17 protein-coding genes and 1 pseudogene are annotated in these 21,505 nt (G+C 70.7%); 12 read left to right on the top strand and 6 right to left on the bottom strand.

Features of this window, described 5'->3' with window-relative positions:
- Positions 1-164: 164 nt before the first annotated feature.
- Positions 165-2,906 (top strand): pyruvate dehydrogenase (acetyl-transferring), homodimeric type, encoded by a 2,742-nt coding sequence (gene aceE / locus EDD93_RS18365; RefSeq protein ID WP_123526163.1) that lies wholly within the window; start codon positions 165-167, stop codon positions 2,904-2,906.
- Between the two features lie 88 nt (positions 2,907-2,994).
- On the opposite strand, the gene EDD93_RS18360 is transcribed toward aceE, so the two are convergent.
- Both EDD93_RS18360 and EDD93_RS18355 read right to left on the bottom strand, forming a co-directional pair.
- Complete coding sequence (locus EDD93_RS18360; RefSeq protein ID WP_123526162.1) at positions 2,995-3,384, bottom strand: peptidase inhibitor family I36 protein; 390 nt, start codon at positions 3,382-3,384, stop codon at positions 2,995-2,997.
- Positions 3,385-3,616: 232 nt separating this feature from the next.
- A complete protein-coding gene (locus tag EDD93_RS18355) occupies positions 3,617-5,227 on the bottom strand; it encodes an MFS transporter (protein ID WP_123526161.1) in 1,611 nt (536 codons plus the stop codon).
- Between the two features lie 115 nt (positions 5,228-5,342).
- Between EDD93_RS18355 and EDD93_RS18350 the strand changes: the two are divergent.
- The 6 genes and pseudogenes from EDD93_RS18350 to EDD93_RS18325 form a co-directional block, all read left to right on the top strand.
- A pseudogene (locus EDD93_RS18350) lies at positions 5,343-5,996 on the top strand (TetR family transcriptional regulator); the annotation flags it as partial.
- 222 nt (positions 5,997-6,218) lie between these two features.
- Positions 6,219-7,430 carry an alpha/beta hydrolase gene (locus EDD93_RS18345; RefSeq protein ID WP_123527848.1) on the top strand — a complete coding sequence of 404 codons (1,212 nt, stop codon included), beginning with the start codon at positions 6,219-6,221 and terminating at the stop codon, positions 7,428-7,430.
- 85 nt (positions 7,431-7,515) lie between these two features.
- Positions 7,516-8,466: a DUF4429 domain-containing protein gene (locus EDD93_RS18340; RefSeq protein WP_123526159.1), complete on the top strand. Its 951-nt coding sequence runs from the start codon at positions 7,516-7,518 to the stop codon at positions 8,464-8,466.
- A 108-nt stretch (positions 8,467-8,574) separates the two neighbouring features.
- Positions 8,575-9,945 carry a sensor histidine kinase gene (locus EDD93_RS18335; RefSeq protein WP_123527847.1) on the top strand — a complete coding sequence of 457 codons (1,371 nt, stop codon included), beginning with the start codon at positions 8,575-8,577 and terminating at the stop codon, positions 9,943-9,945.
- The gene (locus tag EDD93_RS18330; RefSeq protein ID WP_123526158.1) at positions 9,942-10,625 is read left to right on the top strand and encodes a response regulator transcription factor; all 684 of its coding nucleotides are present in this window, start codon (positions 9,942-9,944) and stop codon (positions 10,623-10,625) included. The genes EDD93_RS18335 and EDD93_RS18330 overlap by 4 nt, the downstream gene beginning before the upstream one ends.
- Positions 10,626-10,780: 155 nt before the next feature.
- Positions 10,781-11,851 carry an alpha/beta hydrolase gene (locus tag EDD93_RS18325; protein WP_123526157.1) on the top strand — a complete coding sequence of 357 codons (1,071 nt, stop codon included), beginning with the start codon at positions 10,781-10,783 and terminating at the stop codon, positions 11,849-11,851.
- A 37-nt stretch (positions 11,852-11,888) separates the two neighbouring features.
- Here EDD93_RS18325 and EDD93_RS18320 read toward each other — a convergent pair whose 3' ends face one another.
- Both EDD93_RS18320 and EDD93_RS18315 read right to left on the bottom strand, forming a co-directional pair.
- On the bottom strand, positions 11,889-12,905 hold the full coding sequence (locus EDD93_RS18320; RefSeq protein ID WP_123526156.1) for an aldo/keto reductase: 1,017 nt from the start codon (positions 12,903-12,905) through the stop codon (positions 11,889-11,891).
- A complete protein-coding gene (locus tag EDD93_RS18315) occupies positions 12,905-13,372 on the bottom strand; it encodes a MerR family transcriptional regulator (RefSeq protein WP_123526155.1) in 468 nt (155 codons plus the stop codon). Before EDD93_RS18315 ends, EDD93_RS18320 begins: the two co-directional genes overlap by 1 nt.
- A gap of 154 nt (positions 13,373-13,526) precedes the next feature.
- Between EDD93_RS18315 and EDD93_RS18310 the strand changes: the two genes are divergently transcribed.
- Positions 13,527-14,342: a serine hydrolase gene (locus EDD93_RS18310; RefSeq protein WP_123526154.1), complete on the top strand. Its 816-nt coding sequence runs from the start codon at positions 13,527-13,529 to the stop codon at positions 14,340-14,342.
- On the opposite strand, the gene EDD93_RS18305 is transcribed toward EDD93_RS18310, so the two are convergent.
- The gene (locus tag EDD93_RS18305) at positions 14,308-14,823 is read right to left on the bottom strand and encodes an ATP-binding protein (RefSeq protein WP_311318315.1); all 516 of its coding nucleotides are present in this window, start codon (positions 14,821-14,823) and stop codon (positions 14,308-14,310) included. The two genes, EDD93_RS18310 and EDD93_RS18305, sit on opposite strands and share 35 nt — an antisense overlap.
- A 97-nt stretch (positions 14,824-14,920) precedes the next feature.
- Between EDD93_RS18305 and EDD93_RS18300 the strand changes: the two genes are divergently transcribed.
- The 3 genes from EDD93_RS18300 (at position 14,921) to EDD93_RS18290 (ending at position 16,589) form a co-directional block, all read left to right on the top strand.
- Positions 14,921-15,769 carry a helix-turn-helix transcriptional regulator gene (locus tag EDD93_RS18300; protein ID WP_123526153.1) on the top strand — a complete coding sequence of 283 codons (849 nt, stop codon included), beginning with the start codon at positions 14,921-14,923 and terminating at the stop codon, positions 15,767-15,769.
- On the top strand, positions 15,729-16,001 hold the full coding sequence (locus EDD93_RS18295; RefSeq protein ID WP_123526152.1) for a DUF397 domain-containing protein: 273 nt from the start codon (positions 15,729-15,731) through the stop codon (positions 15,999-16,001). Before EDD93_RS18300 ends, EDD93_RS18295 begins: the two co-directional genes overlap by 41 nt.
- 87 nt (positions 16,002-16,088) lie before the next feature.
- Positions 16,089-16,589 (top strand): hypothetical protein, encoded by a 501-nt coding sequence (locus EDD93_RS18290; protein ID WP_260255933.1) that lies wholly within the window; start codon positions 16,089-16,091, stop codon positions 16,587-16,589.
- Between the two features lie 44 nt (positions 16,590-16,633).
- On the opposite strand, the gene EDD93_RS18285 is transcribed toward EDD93_RS18290, so the two are convergent.
- Positions 16,634-18,751 (bottom strand): alkaline phosphatase family protein, encoded by a 2,118-nt coding sequence (locus EDD93_RS18285; RefSeq protein WP_123526150.1) that lies wholly within the window; start codon positions 18,749-18,751, stop codon positions 16,634-16,636.
- 527 nt (positions 18,752-19,278) lie between these two features.
- Between EDD93_RS18285 and EDD93_RS18280 the strand changes: the two genes are divergently transcribed.
- Complete coding sequence (locus tag EDD93_RS18280; protein WP_148083875.1) at positions 19,279-21,465, top strand: tetratricopeptide repeat protein; 2,187 nt, start codon at positions 19,279-19,281, stop codon at positions 21,463-21,465.
- The last annotated feature ends 40 nt before the right edge of the window (positions 21,466-21,505 follow it).

The following is a 21,505-nucleotide window of genomic DNA, read 5'->3' as shown; positions in this document are numbered from 1 at the left end:
GCCGTCCGGGAGACGGCACCGCGGAAAGCACCTGGTTACCTTTCGGTAGAGGTGACGTTTGCGCCCTCGCGGTACACGATGGGACGGCGTACGTGTACACATCCCGGGGGCGGGAATCCCTCCACCAGGCCCCGAAGCGCAGCACCGAACAGCGAAGGAACAGCGTGGCTTCCGGATCCGATCGCAACCCGATCATCATTGGCGGCCTTCCGAGTCAGGTCCCGGATTTCGATCCCGAAGAGACCCAGGAATGGCTCGACTCCCTCGACGCCGCCGTCGACGAGCGGGGCCGCGAGCGGGCCCGCTACCTCATGCTCCGGCTCATCGAGCGCGCACGCGAGAAGCGTGTCGCGGTGCCGGAGATGCGTAGCACGGACTACGTGAACACCATCGCCACCAAGGACGAGCCGTTCTTCCCCGGCGACGAGGAGGTCGAGCGCAAGGTCCTCAACGCGACCCGCTGGAACGCGGCCGTGATGGTGTCGCGGGCACAGCGCCCGGGGATCGGCGTCGGCGGTCACATCGCCACGTTCGCCTCCTCCGCCTCGCTGTACGACGTGGGTTTCAACCACTTCTTCCGAGGCAAGGACGACGGCCGGGGCGGCGACCAGATCTTCTTCCAGGGGCACGCCTCCCCCGGGATCTACGCCCGCGCCTTCCTGCTGGACCGGCTGAGCGAGGCGCAGCTCGACGCCTTCCGCCAGGAGAAGTCGAAGGCGCCGAACGGCCTGTCCAGCTACCCGCACCCGCGGCTGATGCCGGACTTCTGGGAGTTCCCGACCGTCTCGATGGGCCTGGGCCCGCTCGGCGCGATCTACCAGGCGCGGATGAACCGCTACATGGAGGCGCGCGGTATCGCGGACACCTCCGATTCGCACGTCTGGGCGTATCTCGGGGACGGCGAGATGGACGAGCCCGAGTCGCTCGGCCAGCTCTCCATCGCCGCCCGTGAGGGCCTGGACAACCTGACGTTCGTCGTCAACTGCAACCTCCAGCGCCTCGACGGCCCGGTGCGCGGCAACGGCAAGATCATCCAGGAGCTGGAGTCGCAGTTCCGCGGTGCCGGCTGGAACGTCATCAAGCTGGTCTGGGACCGTTCCTGGGACCCGCTGCTCGCGCAGGACCGCACGGGCATCCTGGTCAACAAGCTGAACACCACCCCGGACGGCCAGTTCCAGACGTACGCCACCGAGACGGGTGCGTACATCCGTGATCACTTCTTCGGTGACGACGCCCGGCTGCGGGACATGGTCAAGGACATGACCGACCAGCAGATCCTGCACCTGGGCCGGGGCGGTCACGACCACCGCAAGGTCTACGCGGCGTACGCGGCGGCCAAGGCCCACAAGGGCCAGCCGACGGTGATCCTGGCGCAGACCGTCAAGGGCTGGACGCTGGGGCCGAACTTCGAGGGCCGCAACGCGACCCACCAGATGAAGAAGCTCACAGCCGAGGACCTCAAGCGCTTCCGGGACCGGCTGCACATCCCGATCCCGGACAGCCGGCTGGAGGACGGCAACCCGCCGTACTACCACCCGGGCCGCGACTCGGACGAGATCCAGTACATGCACGACCGCCGCAAGGGTCTGGGCGGTTACGTCCCGACCCGGGTGGTGCGGGCGAAGCCGCTGGCGCTGCCCGACGACAAGGCGTACGCGACTGCGAAGAAGGGTTCGGGTCAGCAGTCGATCGCCACCACCATGGCGTTCGTCCGCATCCTGAAGGACCTCATGCGGGACAAGGAGATCGGCAAGCGCTTCGTGCTGATCGCGCCCGACGAGTACCGCACTTTCGGCATGGACGCCTTCTTCCCGAGTGCGAAGATCTACAACCCGCTGGGTCAGCAGTACGAGTCGGTGGACCGCGATCTGCTGCTCGCGTACAAGGAGTCCCCGACCGGCCAGCTGCTGCACGACGGCATCTCCGAGGCGGGCTGCACCGCCTCGCTGATCGCCGCCGGATCTGCCTACGCCACGCACGGCGAGCCGCTGATCCCGGTGTACGTCTTCTACTCGATGTTCGGTTTCCAGCGGACCGGCGACCAGTTCTGGCAGATGGCCGACCAGCTCGCGCGCGGCTTCGTGCTGGGCGCCACCGCCGGCCGTACGACGCTGACCGGTGAGGGCCTCCAGCATGCGGACGGCCACTCGCAGCTGCTCGCCTCGACCAACCCGGGCTGTGTCGCCTACGACCCGGCGTTCGGGTACGAGATCGGGCACATCGTCAAGGACGGTCTGCGCCGGATGTACGGGGGGACGCCCGAGGAGAACGAGGACGTCTTCTACTACCTCACCGTGTACAACGAGCCGATCCAGCACCCGGCCGAGCCCGCCGACGTGGACGTCGAGGGCATCCTGAAGGGCGTCTACCGCTACGGCGTCGGCGAGAAGGGCGAGATCCCCGCCCAGATCATGGCGTCCGGTGTGGCGGTCCCGTGGGCTGTCGAGGCGCAGCGCATCCTCGCGGACGAGTGGAACGTGAAGGCGGACGTCTGGTCGGCGACCTCCTGGAACGAGCTGCGGCGCGAGGCCGTGGACGTGGAGCGGTACAACCTGCTGCACCCGGAGGAGGAGCAGCGCGTCCCGTACGTGACGCGCAAGCTCTCCGGCGCCCAGGGCCCGTTCGTGGCGGTCTCGGACTGGATGCGGTCCGTGCCGGACCAGATCGCGCGCTGGGTGCCCGGTGCGTACCAGTCGCTGGGTGCCGACGGGTTCGGCTTCGCGGACACGCGGGGTGCGGCGCGCCGGTTCTTCCACATCGACGCGCAGTCGATCGTGCTGGCGGTCCTCACCGAGCTGGCGAAGGACGGGAAGATCGACCGTTCGGCGCTGAAGACGGCGGTCGACCGCTATGACCTGCTGGATGTGGCCTCGGCCGATCCGGGGGCCGCGGGCGGCGACGCGTAGCGGAACGCGGCGCGCGGCCGGCGGCCACGGCGTCGGGGGGCGGGGCGGTGGGACCGGAAGGGTCCCGCCGCCCCGCCGCGTTTCCGGGTCAGTTCTCCCAGACCTTGAAGGCGCGGACCTGGTACGGGGAGCGCGGCAGCCAGGTGCCGCCGCCCGGGTAGGTCTCGAACTCGCCGGTCTCGGCGCACTCGGCCGACTGGTAGGTGGTGACCGGGCGGCCGGTGCGGTTGGCGAGTGCCTGGACGGTGGAGCCCGCCCGCAGCGGCACGCAGCTGTCGATGTCGATGGTGGACAGCTCGTGGACCTGCCGGCCGCCGGTGAAATCGGGTTTCGCCCAGAGACAGAGCTGGCCGCTTGCGCAGGCCCCGAGCCGGACGGGCGCGGCCTCGGCCGCCGCCTGCGGGGCCGGAGTGATGGGCAGTGCGGTGACGGCCAGGGCCGCGGCGGCCAGGGCGGCGCCGACAACGGTTGTACGCATGTGAATGAACCCCCGTGCTGAAGCGGATCTGCCGCTATGGATCGCTGATGCCGATCCGCTGATGTGGATCCGCTGATGTGGATCTTCCGCACCCAGCCTGAGCTGCGGGGAGAGGGCACGGGAAGGGGCCGGGGGCCGTTCCACCCTGATAGGCGACAGCCCCGCCGGAACGTTCCGGCGGGGCTGTCGCGCGCACTGTGTTGACGCCTTCCGGCGTCGGGGGCGGGTCGGATCAGATGTGCCCGGCGCCCACACCCGCTTCGGCGTTCGCACCGCGCTTGGTCAGGGTGGCGACCAGTGCCGCGATCACCGCGACGATGCCCGCGACCATGAACGCCGTGCTCATGCCCGACACGAACGTGTCATGGGCGACGTTCGCGATCTTGCCGGCGACCTCGGGCGGGGTGCCCTGGGCGACCGGCGGGATGCCGACCTTGACGGCCTGGGACGCCTGGTCCAGCTGCTCCCCGGACAGCGGGGGCAGCTGCGCGTCCTTCCAGTTGTCGGCCAGCTCGGCATCGACCCTGGCGGCCATGATGGCGCCGAGTACGGCCGTACCGAGGCTGCCGCCGACCTGCATGGCGGCCTGCTGGAGGCCTCCGGCGACACCCGAGAGCTCCATCGGGGCGTTGCCCACGATGACCTCGGTGGCGCCGACCATGACCGGCGCGAGACCGAGGCCGAGCAGGGCGAACCAGACCGACATGGTGACGGTGCCGGTGCCGACGGTCAGCTGGGACATCCCGAAGCACGCGACGGCGGTGCACACCATGCCGCCGACCAGCGGGACCCGCGGACCGAACTTGGTGATCAGGAAGCCGGCCAGCGGCGAGGCGACGATCATCATCGCGGTCAGCGGCAGCAGGTGCAGACCGGCGTCGACGGCCTTCATGCCGTGCACGTTCTGCAGGTAGAAGGTGACGAAGAACAGGCCGCCCATGAAGGCGAAGGCCATCAGCACCATCAGGACCGTACCGGCGGAGAGCGGCACGGAGCGGAACATCGCCAGCGGGATCAGCGGTTCGCTGACGCGCTGCTGGACGAAGGCGAAGCCGGCGAACAGGGCGACGGCGGCGACCAGGAAGCCGATCGTCTTGGGGTCGCCCCAGCCCCACTCCGAGCCCTTGATGAGGGCCCAGATCAGGCAGAACATCGCGCCGGACAGCAACACGATGCCGGCGAAGTCGAAGGAGCGCGGCGCGTTCTCGGCGCGGTGGTCCTTGAGGATCAGCACGCCGAGGACGAGGGCGATCACGCCGACCGGCACGTTGATGAAGAAGACGGACTGCCAGCTGACGTGCTCGACGAGCACGCCGCCCAGGATCGGGCCACCGGCGGTCGAGGCGCCGATCACCATGCCCCAGATGCCGATCGCCATGTTCAGCTTCTCGGCCGGGAAGGTGGCCCGGAGCAGGCCGAGCGCGGCCGGCATCAGCAGGGCGCCGAAGAGGCCCTGGAGCACCCGGAAGGTGATCACGAGGACGACGCTGCTGGAGAGGCCGATGGCGCCGGACGCCGCGGCGAAGCCCACGACGCCTATCAGGAAGGTCTGGCGGTGGCCGAACCGGTCACCGAGCTTGCCCGCGGTGATCAGGGAGACCGCGAGGGCGAGCATGTAGCCGTTGGTGATCCACTGGACGTCCGCGAGCGAGGCGCCGAGGTCCTTCTGGATCGCGGGGTTGGCGATCGCGACGATCGTGCCGTCGAGCGCAACCATCATCACGCCGATGGCCACGGAGAACAGCGTCAGCCAGGGGTGGCCGCGCAGCCCCTTGGCAGGTGCGGGAACAGGGGCATCCCGGGGCTCCCGCGGTGCCTTTTCGACGGTGGTCTGACTAGTCATACCCGGAGATTAGTGTCAGTCGCTGACAGTTGACAAACGATTTCACAAGTCGGTAACTGTCACGTAGCTCACAGGTAAGCTGAGCAGGACAAAGCGGGAAAAGAGGACCAGCTCAGTGACCGACGGGCAACGAGCCGCCGAGTATCCGACCGGGCTGCGCGAGCGCAAGAAGCGCCGCACCCGGGACGCGCTGCTCCATGCCGCCCTCGATCTTTTCACCACCCAGGGGTACGAGGAGACCACCGTCGACGAGATCGTCGACGCGGTGGAGGTCTCCCAGCGCACCTTCTTCCGCTACTTCGCCGGCAAGGAGTCGGCCGCCTTCGCCGTCCAGGAGATGGTGGAGTCGCGCTTCATCGCCGAACTGCGCCAACGCCCCGCGTCGGAGGCCCCCTTCGAGGCCATGCGCCGCGCGGTCCTCTGCGCCTGGAACAGTATCGGGGAGGCCATCGAGGCCCTGATCCCGGTCGAACTCCACATGCGTACCTACCAGATGATCGAATCGACGCCCTCACTGCTCGCCGCCCACCTGCGGCGCAGCAGCGAGCTGGAGAACCAGATCGCCCTGCTGATCGCGGAGCGCGAGGGTCTGGACGTGGAGCTGGACCCGCGCCCGCGCGTCGCCGTGGCCGCGTTCGCGGGGGTCATACGGGTGACCGGCCAGCTGTGGGGGCACGGCCGGGAGACCAGCGTGGACTCGCTGCGGACGCTGACCGAGGCGTATCTCGACCAGTTGGGGCCGGCCCTCGCCGGGGACTGGCACGCGTCCGGACCCGGCCGTGTGCCGCATGTCTCGGACCCGGCGTATGGCCAAGGTCACAACACGCGGGCCACGCCGCCCGGATGCGGAACCTGCGGGATGCCGAGCTCGGCGGAGCGTACGGGCGGCCCGTACGGAGCGTGAGGGAAGAGGGGTTCCATTCCCCACAGTCGGGTGATGTGTGTCACCCGCTTCACGAGCTCGGGCGCGCGTCTCCTAATGTGGGCCGGAGTGACTTCCTTCGATTCCTCCCCGACGCTCACCGCATGGCGCACCCTGCTCGCCATCGCGGTTGTGTTCGTGATGCTGGCGACCACTGGCTGGACCGCCGTGCGTCATCAAAGCTCCGACGAGCCACGCACTGTCGCACTCGCCTCCTGGGCCAAGGGATCGATAGCGGGCCGCGCGCTGCCGCCCGCCGACGCCCGGCCGCACAGACTGGCGCACTTCTTCGCCACGCTCACGGCCGGGCAGCGCGTCCGGCTGGCGGACGAGTACCCGCTGGTGGTGGGCAATCTGAACGGCGCGCCCATCACCCTGCGTTACCGGGCCAACCGGCTCGCGCTCGCGCAGGCGGGCACGGTCGAGGAGCAGCGGGCGCACGACACCAGGCTCTCCCCCGACGGGCGCGCCGAGGCCGCCCGCCGGCTGGACCGCTTCCGGTCGATGCTCGCCCCGGGGCGCCACTTCCTCGCGTTCGACCCGTCGGGCCGGGGCCACGCCGCCGAGGTCTTCGGTGATCTCGACCGGGCCGAGCGGGTCTCGGTGGTCGTACCGGGCGTCGACACCAACCTGCTGACGCTGGAGCGGACCGGGACCAAGACCAACGCCGCCCCGGTCGGCATGGCCAAGTCCCTGTACGCGGCGGAGCGGACGGCGGGCCCCGGCGTACGCACCGCCGTGATCGCCTGGGCCGACTACACCGCGCCCGTGGGCATCGGCATGGACGCCGCCCTCGGGAACCTCGCCCAGCGCGGCGCGGTCCGGCTCGACGCACTGGTCGGCGCGCTCCCGGGCCGGACGCCCGTCTCGCTGTTCTGCCACAGCTACGGCTCCGTCCTGTGCGGCGTGGCCGCCCGCGAACTGCCCGCCCGGGTGACCGACATCGCGGTCGCGGGCAGTCCGGGCATGCGCGCCGACAACGCCCGCGAACTGCACACCCGGGCCAATGTGTGGGCGATGCGGGACCACGACGACTGGATCGCGGACGTACCGAACCTGGAGGTCGCCGGGCTCGGCCACGGGGCCGATCCGGTCGATCCGGCCTTCGGTGCCCGGATCGCGGCCGCAGGTGACGCGATCGGCCACAGCGGCTATTTCGAGCCGGGGACCGAGAGCCTCGGCAACTTCGCCGCGATCGGTGTCGGCACCTACGGTTCCGTGACCTGTGCGCAGGCGGACAGCGGCTGCCACGAACAAATTTCCGGCGACGAGACGGTCTGACGCGCGTAGAGAGCCGTGTCCGATCGCGGATTGCCGTCGGCTCCGAGGGGGGACGTGCGGGCAAGTGCCGCATACGATGAGGCACATGGGTGATGTGCTGGCCGGAATTCAAGCCACCTGGGAGTTCGACACCGACTCCGTGCTCATCCGCTTCGAACGGGGTATCCGAACGCCGAGGCTGTTCCAGAGCCTCCGTGAGCGCCGCGTCCCGCACACGGCGCTGTCGTCGGTGACGCTGACCCCGGGCAAGCGGGGCACGGTGGTGCTGCGTGCCGTGCCGAGGCCCGGCGCCGATCCGCTGCTGGAGGCCGCGGCCGGGCAGCTGAAGGACGGCTGCGACCCCTACCGTCTGGTGCTTCCGGCCGAGCGCGAGACGCTCGCCGAGTACTACGCGGACGAGCTGCGGGCCCGGCTCGGCCCCGACGCCGGTGAACCCGCCGAACGCTTCCTGGTCGCGGCACCCGAGGCGCCGATGCGCTTCAAGGCCTACGACGGCCGGGCCAGCTTCGACGGGGACCGGATCTCCTTCCGGTGGTTCTGGACGGGCGCCTCGTCGCAGAAGTGGAAGGCGGGCGACCAGACGTTCCCGGTCACCGAACTGAGCGGAGTCGAGTGGCGCTCCCCCGAAGCGTTCGAGGGCTATCTGCGGCTGGTGCCCAGAGGGCTGGAGAGCGCGGGTGCGGCCGCCGCCGAGGGCGCAGGTTCCGGCGGCCCGGCGCTGTGTACGGGCACCGCCGGGAGCGTGCAACCGGTGGCCGCCCGGCCCACCCGGGCCGACGAGGACCCCGCCGCGGTGATCTTCGGCCTCGGGTACGGCCCGGTGCACGAGTCGCTGCCGTTCGCCGCTGCCGTACTGGAGTCCGTCCGCAGCAAGCAGTCCGCGCCCGCCGCGACGACGGCCCTGGCGGCTACCGGGCGGCGCGACCCGGCGGACATCGCGGAGCGGATCCACCACCTCGGCGAACTGCACCGGGCGGGTCTGGTGACGGACGAGGAGTTCAGCGCGAAGAAGGCCCAGCTGCTCGCCGAGCTGTAGGGCTCGCGCGCGGGTGCGGGTCATACCCCCGTACGAGCCGGGGGCCTGCGGAACCGGCACTCCGGTATGACGCCGGAGGACGGGCGCGCTGCCTACGCTGAGCAGCCCATGCCGACTTCACCCCAGCCCCCGCCGTCCGCGCCGCAGGCGGCCGACGGGCTGCTCAGCGCCGCCCGCCGCAATCTGCGCGAGATGGCCCACGGACTCTCCCACCCCTCCCATCCGCCGACCCCGCTCCTGGCCGATGCCCCGAGGCGGTGGCAGCGGGTCATGCCCTACATCGTCGTCACCGCACTCGCGGTGCTCTTCGTGCCGGTCACGATCTCGGTCCTGACCAGCCAGTACGGCATGAGCCCCGGGATCGCGGGCGTCCTCGCCGTCGCCCAGGCCGCGCCGCTGCTGATGCTGGCGCACCGGCCGCTGCAGGCCTGGTGGATCATCTTCACGGCCGATGTCGTGGGCGCGCTCGTCATGCTCGAACACCCGGCCGAGGAGTACGACGTGTGGCCGTGGCCGCCGCCCGTACTGTTCGGCTACCTCTTCCTGCTGCTGGCGCTCGCCCTGCGCGAGACCCGGCGCACCCTGGTCTCCGTCTGGCTGGCGACGGGCGCGGTGAGCCTCGTACTGCGCCTGGTCGCGCCCGGACGCGGCAACGGCAGCACGCTGTTGCTGATCATCCTCGGCGCCGTGGTGCTGGTGATCGGTGCGGCGGTACGGGAACGGGGCGTCGCACAGCGCCGGCTCGCCGAGCAGGAGACCATCAGCGAGGCCGAGCGGGCGCAGCGCACCCTGCTGGAGGAGCGCACCAGGATCGCCCGCGAGCTGCACGACGTGGTCGCGCACCACATGTCGGTGATCACGGTGCAGGCGGACTCCGCCCCGTACCGGCTGGGCGGCCTTTCGGACGAGGTCCGCGAGGAGTTCGAGTCGATCGCCGCGAGCGCGCGGGAGTCCCTCGGGGAGATGCGGCGGCTGCTGACGGTGCTGCGCAGCGAGGGCACGGAGGGCGAACGGGCGCCGCAACCGGGCGTGGACCGGCTGCAGCAGCTGGTGGAGGCGACGGTACGGGCCGGGCTCCCGGCCGAACTGTCGCTGCCCGCCGGGCTGACGGGGCTGCCGCAGGCGGTCGACCTGTCCGCGTACCGGATCGTGCAGGAGGCCCTGGCCAATGTGGTCCGGCACGCGCCGGGGGCCCGGACCCGGGTGTCGGTGGCCTCCGACGGCGCGCATCTGACGGTGCTGGTCGTCAACGGCGGGCCGGAGCGGACGGGTTCGCCGCGTGAACCGCTGGAGACGACGGGGACGGGACACGGGCTGGTCGGGATGCGCGAGCGCGTACGGTTGACCGGCGGCACGCTGGACACCGGGCCGTTGCCGGACGGGGGCTTCCGGGTGGCCGCGCGGCTGCCGCTGCCGCCGCGGACGCCACCGGGCGCCGCCTCCGTCCCCTCTCCCGCTACGTCCCCGGAGGACTCTTGACCATCCGTGTGATCATCGTCGACGACCAGGCCATGGTGCGGGCGGGGTTCGCGGCGCTGCTCGCGGCACAGGCCGACATCGATGTGGTCGGTGAGGCGCCGGACGGGCGCCAGGGCATCGACGTCAGCCGCCGGGTCCATCCGGACGTGGTGCTCATGGATGTCCGGATGCCCGAGATGGACGGCCTGGCGGCGGCGCGCGAGCTGCTGGACCCGCCGGTGGGTGTGACGCATGTGCCGAGGGTGCTGATGCTGACCACGTTCGACGTGGACGACTACGTGTACGAGGCGCTGCGCGCCGGGGCGTCCGGTTTCCTGCTGAAGGACGCACCCCCGGCGGACCTGATCTCGGCGGTACGGGTGGTGGCGGCGGGCGACGCGCTGCTCGCCCCGTCGGTGACCCGGCGCCTGATCGCGGACTTCGCCCGCCAGCGGCCCTCGGGTGCCGGTCGCGGCGGGGCCGCGCTGCGGCTGAACGGGCTGACCCCGCGCGAGACGGAGGTGCTGGAGCTGATCGCCCGGGGGCTGTCGAACCAGGAGATAGCCGGGCAGCTGGTGCTGGCGGAGCAGACGGTGAAGACGCACATCGGGCGGATACTCGCGAAGCTGGATCTGCGCGACCGGGCCCAGGCGGTGATCTTCGCGTACGAGGCGGGCGTGGTGGTGGCGGGCGAGGCCTGAGGCCCGCGCGGCCGGACTTGCTACACCCCCTACCCCGGTATCACCCGGCAGTTGGCCCCCGGGTGTGACGCCCCCGCACCCGCTGTCTTCCTACCTTCCTCCCGTCGCGCCGAACGGTGTGACGGGATCCGGCTCAGCCGGAGGGGGAGGGCCGGATGCGCCGTTACGCGAGGACCTTGGTGGCGGTCGCCCTGGCGACCACGGTGGTGGCCGGGACGGCGGGCTGGGCTTCGGGCAACGCCCAGCAGGCGCTGACCGGGCCGCCGCCCGGTGCCGCCGCCTGGCGGGCGGACCAGGTGCTGGGACGGGAGCTGCCGGACCCGGAACGGGACACACCGGCCGAAGTGAGCGCGTTCTTCCGGGGATTGAGTGCGCAGGACCGTCAGACGCTGATCACGCGGCACCCGCTCGTCGTCGGGAACCTCGACGGCGTACCGGTCGAGCTGCGCTACCGGGCCAACGCCCTTGCGCTGAAGGCCGGTCACGACCCCCGGTACGCGCATCTCGCCGCCGACCCGCACCGGCAGATCCTCGCGTTCGACCCGCGCGGCCGGGGTCAGGTGGCGGAGGTCTTCGGCGACTTGAGGGCAGCGCGGCAGGTGTCCGTGGTGGTGCCGGGTTCGGACATCGACGCCGGGACCTTCGACCGCCGGACCGATGTGTACGGCACCCCGGCGGGCATGGCCAGCTCCCTCTACGCGCAGACCGGCCGGGGCAGTGCCGTGATCGCCTGGGCCGGGTACACCACGCCCGTCGGCCTCGGCGTGGACGCGGCGACCGGCTCCCTCGCCAAGGCCGGCGCCGACCGGCTGACCCGGTTCGACGACGGGCTGGCCGCCGACGGACTGCCCACGCCCGCCGTGTTCTGCCACAGCTACGGCTCCGTGGTCTGCGGCCTCGCCGCGTCCCGGCTGCGCGCCACGGATCTGGTCGTCCTCGGGTCGCCCGGGATGCGCGCCGCCAACGTCCGCGCCCTGCACACCGATGCCCGGGTGTGGGCCGCCAAGGACCCCAGCGACTGGATCGACAAGGTGCCCAACGTGGAGTTCGCCGGTCTCGGCCACGGCCCCGATCCGACGTCCGCCGCGTTCGGCGCCCGCCGGGTGCCGGCCGCCGACGCGCACGGGCACACCGGCTACTTCGCTCCCGGGACGCAGTCGCTGCACGCCTTCGCCGCGATCGCCGAAGGCGCGTACGTCAAGGGGCAGTTCACACCCAAGAGCTGATCGCGCCCGGCCGTCCGGGCGCGATCGGCCGGGCCGGTCATTCGCGGGCGGTGGCGGTCGAGCTCATGTCCGGGTAGCGGTCCCCGGCGACCTGGCCGGCGATCGGCTCCAGCTGGGCCAGCTCCTCGGACGTCAGGGTGATCCGGGTGGCGCCGACGTTCTCCAGCAGGCGGCTGCTCTTACGGGTGCCCGGGATCGGCACCACGGTCAGACCGTGCACCTGGGCGCGCTGCTGCACCCAGGCCAGCGCCACCTGGGCAGCGGTCGCCCCGTGAGCGGCGGCGATCTTGCGGACCGGCTCCAGCAGGGCGGCGTTCGTCTTCGCGTTGTCGCCGGTGAAGCGCGGCTGGAACTGCCGGAAGTCGTTCTTCGACAGGTCCTTGCCCGCGTCCGCGAACGCCCCGGTCAAAAAGCCCCGGCCGAGCGGCGAGTACGGCACGACGGTCACGCCGAGCTCGACGGCGGCGGGCACCGCGGTGCGCTCGCTGTCCCGGCTGAAGAGGGACCACTCGGACTGCAGGGCGGCGATCGGGTGCACGGCGTGCGCCTCCCGCAGCTCGGCGCCGGTCACCTCGCTCAGGCCCAGCTGCTTGACCTTGCCCTGCTGGACCAGCTCGGCCATCGCGCCGACGGACTCGGCCAGCGGCACGGCCGGGTCACGGCGGTGCATGTAATAGAGGTCGATCACCTCGGTGTTCAGCCGGCGCAGGCTGTTCTCGACGGCCTGCCGGATGTACGCGGGGTCGTTGCGGATGCCCCGGTAGTGCGGGTCGTCGTCCCGGCGCTCGATGGCGAACTTCGTGGCGAGGGTGATCTCGTCCCGGTGCGCGCCGACGAACGGCGCGATGAACGTCTCGTTGGCGCCGCTGCCATAGATGTCCGCGGTGTCGAAGAGCGTGACGCCGGCCGCCAGGGCGGTCTCCAGCGTCTCGCGTGCGGAGGACTCGTCGGTGTCCCCGTAGAACTCGCTCATGCCCATGCAGCCGAGGCCCTGGACGCCGACCTGCGGTCCGCCCCTGCCGAGCTCCACGGTGGCGATCTTGTTGTCAGTCATCAGGCACTGGGCCTCTCCGGCGCCCGCCGGGCGCCCGCATAGAAGTCGATCTTGTGGTCGAGTACCGCGAGGGTGTCCCGGAGCTCCTCGATCCGCGTCCGTACGTCGCGGCGGGTCGCCTCCAGCAGTTCCTGGCGTTCCTCGAAGGTGTGGTCGCCCTCGCGCAGCAGTTCCGCGTAACGGACCATGTGGGCGACCGGCATCCCGGTCAGCCGCAGCTTGCCGACGAAGTTCAGCCAGTCCAGGTCACGGTTGGTGAAACGGCGCTGTCCTGTGTGTGACCGATCGACGTGCGACATCAGCCCGATCCGCTCGTACCAGCGCAGCGTGTGCGCGGTGAGCCCGGTGAAGGCGACCACCTCGCTGATCGTGTACTGGTCCCGCCCCTCGGGACGCGGATACGCCTTGGGGGCCGATACGCAGATATCGGTCCTCGTCGGGGTCGTCGTGGTATCCATCACCGTCATGCCTCCACGCTAGAACCTTGGAGTGCACTCGAAGCAAGCGCAACCGGAGCCGAGTTTCGGCCGACACCTGACAGACCCCAGGGCCTTTCGTTTGGATCATGCCGGGCTCGCGGTGTCCGGCATGATCCAAACGAAAGGCCCTAGTCTCGTACGCATGCAGAGCCTGGCGATGATCGAGAACTGGCCCGTCCCCACCGCGGCGGCGGCCGTCGTACGAGCGGACGGGACCGTCCTCGGGACGCACGGTCCCACCGCGCACCGCTTCCCGCTCGCCTCCGTCACCAAGCCGCTGGCCGCCTACGCGGCGCTGGTGGCGTACGAGGAGGGCGCGGTCGAGCTCGACGAGCCGGCGGGCCCGGAGGGGTCCACGGTCCGGCACCTGCTCGCCCACACCAGCGGCCTCGCCTTCGACGAGCACCGGGTGACGGCCCCGCCCGGCACCCGGCGGCTGTACTCGAACGCGGGCTTCGAGGTGCTCGGCGACCACATCGCCAAGGCCACCGGCATCCCGTTCCCCGAGTACGCCCGCCAGGCGGTCCTGGAGCCCCTGGGCATGACGGCGACCACCCTGGACGGCTCGCCCGCCCGCGACGGCGTCTCCACCGTCGACGACCTGTCCCGGTTCGCGGCCGAGGTGCAGGCCCCCCGCCTCCTCGACCCGCGCACGGTGCTTGCGGCCCAGAGCGTCGTGCACCCCGGGCTGAAGGGCGTCCTGCCGGGCTACGGCCACCAGAACCCCAACGACTGGGGCCTCGGCTTCGAGATCCGGGACTCCAAGTCCCTGCACTGGACCGGCGCGAACTCCTCCCCCGCGACCTTCGGGCACTTCGGCCAGTCCGGCACGTTCCTGTGGATCGACCCGGCCGCCGGGGCGGCCTGCGTGGCGCTCACCGACCGGGCCTTCGGGCCGTGGGCGGCCGAGGTGTGGCCCCCGTTCACGGACGCGGTGCTGGCCGAGCTGTCGGCGTAACCCGAACGGCATCCGCTGCCGACGCGGCGGCCAGACACTCGAACCACACCGTCTTGCCGCCGCCGTCCCGGCGCACCTCCACGCCCCACTTTTCGGTGAGCGCGTCCACCAGGAGCAGCCCCCGTCCGCCCTCGTCGAGCACATCGCCCTCGACCACGCGAGGCACCTCGGGGCAGCCGTCCGCCACCTCGACGCGGACGCCCTCGCCGCCCGGCAGCCGGAAGATGAACGTCTGGCAGCGGCGGCCCGGCACGTGCCGGACCACATTGGCGATGAGCTCCGTGAACGCGAGCTCCGCCGCGTCGGCCACGCCGATGAGCCCCCACCCCTTGAGGTAGAGGCGCAGGATGCGCCGCAGATGCCGGGCCGAGTGCTCGCCCATGGCGAAGTCGGCCCGGTAGACCGGCTCTTCGGCCCCGGCCTCGGACTCGACCTGGGACTCGACCTGGGACTCGACCTGGGGGGAAATTACGTGATTCATGTCACCATCGTGCGAGCAAGTGACTACGCTCGGCTACCTACGGAACCGAACGCCGCGAGGCGTTGCGCGTCGCGCCTGCACACCGGAGGTCCCCACCGTGGCCAACATCCAGTCGCTCGACCCCTGCGCGTCCCCCCTGGACTACTACGGCTGGGAATTACGCCGCCAGCGCGAGGCGCACGGCCTCAGGCAACAGCAGTTGGGCGAGATCATCTTCTGCACGGGCTCGCTGATCGGCCAGGTCGAGACGACGAAGAAGATCCCCACCCGCGACTTCTCCGAGCGGGTGGACGCCGCCCTGGGCACGGACGGCGTGTTCTCCCGCCTGGTGGGCCTGGTCCTGCGCAGCCAGCTGCCGACCTGGTTCCAGGCGTACGCCGAGATGGAGGCCCGCGCGGAGTACATCTCCACGTACCAGGCGCAGTTGGTGTACGGGCTGTTGCAGACGGAGGACTACGCGCGAGCCGTGCTGGCCACCGGGATGCCCGACGATCTGGAGGGCCTGCTGGCCGCCCGGATGGAGCGCCAGCGCATTCTGGAGCGCGAACGGCCGCCGCTGGCCTGGGCCGTCCTGGACGAGGCCGTACTGCACCGGCCGATCGGCGGCCACGACGTCATGCGGGCCCAACTGACGCGGCTGTTGGACTTCTCCGCCACCCGGTGGATGCGCATCCAGGTGCTGCCCTTCGCGGCAGGTGAACACTCAAGCCTGGCTGGCTCGTTCAACCTACTGCGCTTCGACGACGACCCGGACATCGTCTACACCGAGGACCTCATCTCCGGTCATATGACCGCCAGCCCCGACACGGTCAGAGAGGGCTCGCTCCGATACGCTCATCTGCAGGCCGCAGCCCTCTCCGTGGAGGAGTCGGCGGCTCTGATCGCCCGCGTGATGGAGGAGCGTTATGGAAACCGGCCCCGACCTGAAGAGCGCGCAGTGGCGTAAGTCTTCCTACAGCGGCAGCACCGGCGGCGACTGCGTCGAGTGCACCGTGACCGGCGGCGCCGCCTGGCGTAAGTCTTCCTACAGCGGCAACACCGGCGGCGACTGCGTCGAGGTGGCGACCGGCTGCGCCGCGTCCGTGCCGGTCCGCGACAGCAAGGTCCAGGACGGGCCCGTCCTCGTCATCGCGGCCGACGCCTGGCGCGGCTTCGTGAGCAGCCTTCGCACGACGTGATCGGGGCTGTCGGGCGGGGTTGAGATGGCGCGGCTGCCGGGCGGACGTGCGGCCGAACGGCCGGGGTCGGCGCCGTCGTCGGTATCGATGGCTGTCTTGTGTGTAGCTCTTGCCGCCCTCACGCCGGCCTGGGTCGCATGGCTGGGCGGCGGCCCCTCGCCGGGAGTGGGCGTACTCCTCACGCTGGTGGCCGGACTGCCGGCGCTGTTGGGTGCGAGCGCGTTGCTGACAGCCGTCTACGTCCTGCCGATCGTGGCCCTGGGGCACTGGTTCGGGCGGCTCGCAGGCCACGGAAGGCGGTGGTGGTGGGTGGCGGCCACCACCACACTGGGACTGCTGCCCGCAGCCGCCCTGATCACGATCGCCCACATCCTGGTGAGCGGAAGCCACGCGTGGCAACAACACAGACTGGACGGCCTGCTGTTGGCCGGCACGCTCGGAGCGGCTTCGACGCCGGCCTCCGTCGCCGTCCACATGACCATGCTGCGTGAAGACGCGGGAAGCCCGGTCCGGCCGGTCGGCGACATCCTCCTCTGGGGGAGCCTTGCACTGTCCGCCGAGCTCACAGCGTGCTTGGCATGTCTCTGATGCCAAGCACGCGTCACGTGTGAACGGCGACCCGCCCTATGGGCTCAGACCGTCGCCACGCGCCCCGCATACCGCTGGCTCCAGCCGGTCCCAGTGTCGGCGGTGAGCACGACGTCGTAGTAGCCGTCCTCGGTGGGCCAGTGCACGACGGTCGAGTGGCCGCCGGGGACCGTGTACTTCCGGGTGCCGCCGACGTAGTCGTTGGCCTTCAGGGTGTAACGGACGGGCCGCTTGCCGTCGTTGCGCAGTCTCAGCCTGACCGTGGCGCGTCTGCCGCCGGCCAGCTCCGCCTCGACGCGCGGAATGCCGATGTGCCGCTGGTTGCTCCCGTGCGCGGGAATCAGCTGCCCGGCGAAGGAGCGCAGGAAGCCGTCGGGCCCGTAGACCGAGAAGGCGTACTTGCCGTCGGTCTCCGTCGCGTCCCAGGTGTACGAGCGGGGGGCCGTCCCGGTCACCGTGTACGGCGTGTTGGCGAAGGGGAGGTACTGGTCGGGGAAGACCTGGAGGCTCACCGCCTTGCCCGCCGGACCGCCGGACAGGGTCATGGACGCGGTCACCGTGCCGTCGGCCCGGTTCTCGGTGAGGGTGGTGTGCGGGTGGAAGGAGAGGCCGCGCGGCTTCATCCGGTCCCGCGACGGCTTCGGCGGGGTCCCGGTGACCGGGTCCGCGATGACGACCGGGCCCGGCCACGGGTGCGCGAAGTCGATCGCGCTGGTCAGGTCGCCCGCGATGGAGCGGCGCCACTCGGTGATGTTCGGGCAGGTGAACGGCTTGCCCAGATGGGCGGCCCAGGTCTCCAGGAACTTCACCGTCGAGGTGTGGTCGAACACCTCCGAGGCGACATGGCCGCCCCGGGTCCACGGCGAGACCAGCACCATCGGCACCCGGGGGCCGAAGCCGTACGGGGTAATGCCGGAGAACTCACCGGCCGTGCCCGGCTCCGGGCGCGGGGGCAGGACATGGTCGAACTTTCCGTCGTTCTCGTCGTAGGTGATGATCACCAGGGTGTGGTTCCAGATGTCCTCGTTGCTCTGGAGGGTCTTGAGGACCTTGTTCATGTAGCGCTCGCCGTGCACGGTGTCGAAGCCCGGGTGCTCGCTCCACGCGGCGGGCATCACCACCCAGGAGACCTCGGGGAGCGGATGTTCCGCCCCCGGCTCGCAGGCCGCGATCAGGTCCCGCAGCACGGCGTCGAGGTTTGCCTCGGAGTCGTCGTTGGGCGTGGTGGCGCCCTCGTAGACGAAGGAGTTGGCCTTCCAGATCTTGCCGCTGCCCGGTTCGAGGTCGCTCGGGTCCGCCGTGCGGGGGTCGAAGGAGGCGAAGCTGTTGGTGACGTTGCAGCCGTACTCGCCGACGAAGCCGCTCTGGAGGCTGCCGCGGAGGCCGTTGCCGCTGTTGTCGGAGTAGACCCGCCAGTCGATGCCGGCCTGCTGGAGCTGCTCGGGGACCGTGGTCCAGCTTCGGCTGTAGTCGTTCTGCCTGGCGTTGGTGGTCTCGCCGCCCCCCGAACCGGTCATCAGGTAGTAGCGGTTCGGGATCGTCGGCCCGTGCAGCGAGCAGAAGTTCATGTCGCAGACGGTGTACTGGGAGGCGAGCGAGTACATCCACGGCATGTAGTCGGGCGCGTAGTACCACATGCAGTGGTCGCCCTTGTCCTTCACCCAGGTGTTCCACCGCCCCTCGTTGGCACCGTAGAAGCTGTGGTTGTCGCTCCAGGTGGCGGTGGACACGGCGGGCGGCACGACGGTGCCGTTGGCATCGCGCTGCTGGAAGACGTCGGTGCCGTCCTGGAACCTCAGGACCTGCTTGTCGTGGTGGCCGCGCACACCGGGCAGCTGCCCGAGGTAGTGGTCGAAGGACCGGTTCTCCTGCATCAGGATCACCACGTGCTTCAGGTCGGAGATGTCTCCGTTGAAGCCCTTGGGCAGCCGGTATTCGGCGGCCTCGGCCTGTCTGCCGACGACCGCGTCGGCGACAGGGCCGGCCGCGATCGCGCCGAGGGCCACGGCTGCCGTCTGGAACATCCGGCGCCGCGTGATGTGGAGTTCACCGGCGGGGCTTCCGGTGTCCGCCGCGCCGGTGGCCGGGGCGGTCTCCCGGCTGGCCGGGGGCTCCGGGTGCTCCGGGTCGATGCGGGGGGGCTCGGTGGTGGTGAGAGTCATCAGGGGGACCTCTGGGGGGAGAGTGATTCAGGATGCGAGCGTCGGCGCTATCTGCGAAAACTAGGCCGCCGCGGCGAACGGCGGGCGAACCATGGCCGTACTCCTGAGACACCGGCAGATGATCACTCTCGCCGTTGCGCCGGTCGGGGACTTACCGGGGTGAGGATGCCAACAGGGCAGGCCGCTGCGGTAGTACGAGATCACTATTGGCCGATACCCTCCCCGGCCATGCCCGGCACGGTGCGTGCCGCCGATGTGGCTGATGTGGCGGCGCGAGGCCTCGACAGGCAGTCCGGGCCGTGGAAGCGTTCGCTCTACGGATGCGCTGAGTCGTCCGGACAGTGCGGTGCTCTCAGGGGGTCGGCGTGCGGCGTGTTCAAGCGGTGCGGACACGTGCGGGAGCGGGTGCCGCGGCTGCCGGGCTGGGGGCTTTCTTCACAGTGGTCCTGGGGACCGTTGCCGAGCGCGCGGGTGCGGTGGCACCCGGATGGGCCGACCGCCCCTGGGTGATCTGGACGGTGTTCGGTGTGCTCAGCGTCTTGAGCGCGGGTCTGGCCACCGCGAGCCGCCGGCTCGACGGGCCGGCCGAGGACGGCACCGCCCCGGTATCCGGAGCCCGGCCCGGTTCGCTGCATCCGCCGCATGTGGTCCTTGATCGTGTGCGCGGCCGTGACCGGGAGATCGCCCGGCTCATGGCTCTGCTGAAGAGACCCGACGGCCGGTTCGCCGTGGTGTGCGCAGCAGGAGGCATGGGCAAGACAACGCTCGCGGCAGCACTTGCCGAGCGCGCCCGCCGCGGCGGATACGCGGTGTTCTGGATTCGCCGGCGCGGCCCGGAAACCCTCTCCGACGACTTCGTCCAGGCAGCCGTCGGCTGCGGCCTGCCGCGCAGCGCGGTCAGCGCCGCCCAGTCCGGAAACGACAACCTGCCCGATGCCGTATGGCGGCAACTCGCCAGAACCAAAAAGTGGTTGCTGGTTGTTGACAACGCCGACGAAGCTGAGCAGATCGGTCCGGAGGGTGAACGAGTCGCCGACTACCGCGGCTGGATCCGCCCCTACGGGCGCGGCCTGCTCCTGGTCACCAGCCGGGATACGGCATCCGCCACCTGGGGACACGCCGCGGAGCTGATACGGCTGGAGCCGCTTCCCGCGGCGGCGGGCGGCAGGGTCCTGCTGGACAGTGCGCCCGACGGCGGCACCGCAGTAGAGGCTGAAGCCCTGTCTTCCCGGCTCGGCGGCCTCCCCCTGGCCCTGCAGGCAGCCGGACGCTATGTGACGGGATCCACCAGCAGACACCGTGACTTCGCCGCGTATCAAAGCGCGCTGGAAGAGGAGTTGACCACCTTGGTAGGAGCTGACAACCCGCGTCCTACGGACCCGAACGTGGCCAGGTCCACCGTCCGCCGCACCTGGGAGGTCTCACTCGATCAACTCGACCGCGAAGGCATTCCACTGGCCCGTCCGCTGCTGCGCCAGCTCTCCCTGTTCGCGGAGGCACCAGTGCCCCTGGCCTTCATCACACCGGAACTGCTGACGACGGCCGTCGGCCGGCCCGTCGGCCAGGCCGCCCTGGACCAGGCCCTGGCCGGCCTCGAACGCTACGGCTTGCTCGGCGTACCGGCGGAACAACCGCACGTGCCCGCAGCCGAGTCCCGCGCAGGGGGCAGCGTCACCCTCCACCCGCTCGTCCGCGAGATCACCGCACTGACTCTGGCCACCGATGAACCGGACCGCCTCCACGACTACGAGCAGGCAACCGTCGACGCCCTGCGCGGTGAGGTGACGCGTCTCCGTGCCGCCGGAGCTACGGGCTGGGCCGCCGCACGGTTGCTCGCCCCGCATCTGCCTCTTCTGCTCGACCACCCGGGCCTGGTCCCGGCCGAGGACGCCTGTGCCGCCCTCAACACACTGGCGGATGTGCTGGGCGACGCGGGAAGCTATGCCCTCCAGCTCGGGCTGCGGCAGACCGTACTCGCCCATCGCGTCGAGCTGCTCGGCGACCAGCACCCAGACACCTTCACCGCCCGCAACCACTTCGCCAACAGCCTCCACTGTCTCGGCGGATACGAACGGTCGGAAGAGATCCACCGGCAGAATCTGGCCGACCGGATCCGGGTACTGGGACCGGAGCATCCCGATACGCTCACCAGCCGCAACAACGTCGGATACGTCCTGCAACTCCGCGGTCAGTACGCGGAGGCCGCTTCGCTGCACGCCATGGTGCTCGCAGACCGGACCAGGATCCTGGGAGTCGATCACCTCCTGACCCTGACCAGCCGCGACAACCTCGCCAAGTCGTTCGACCAGCTCGGTGACCACACCGCCGCGGCCACGCTCCACACGCAGAACATCGCAGAATGCTCCCGCGTACTGGGCCCCGATCACCCCCTCACCTTCACCAGCCGCGACAACCTCGCCGCCACGGTCAACCATCGCGGTGATCCGACGCACGCCGCAGAGCTGCACCGGACGGTGTTCGCAGATCGCACCCGCGTCCTCGGCCCGGACCACCCGCATACCTTGACCAGCGGTAACAACCTCGCGGATGCCCTGCATCAGCTGGGCGAACACGCTCAGGCCGCCGAGTTGCTGGAGCAGACGCTCGCCGGTCGCGTGCGCGTCCTGGGCGCCGACCACCCGGACACCCTGGGCACCCGCTCGCAACTGGCTGTCTGCCGGTCCGAGACGGGCCGACGGCGTCGGCGGCAATGAATCCGGCCGGTGATGCCGGGCGTTCGCATGACGGTCACCT

This window comes from Streptomyces sp. 840.1 (assembly GCF_003751445.1).
Lineage (GTDB): Bacteria > Actinomycetota > Actinomycetes > Streptomycetales > Streptomycetaceae > Streptomyces.
The sequence above is the reverse complement of the archived record's forward strand: the minus strand, read 5'-3'. Positions and strand labels throughout refer to the sequence as shown.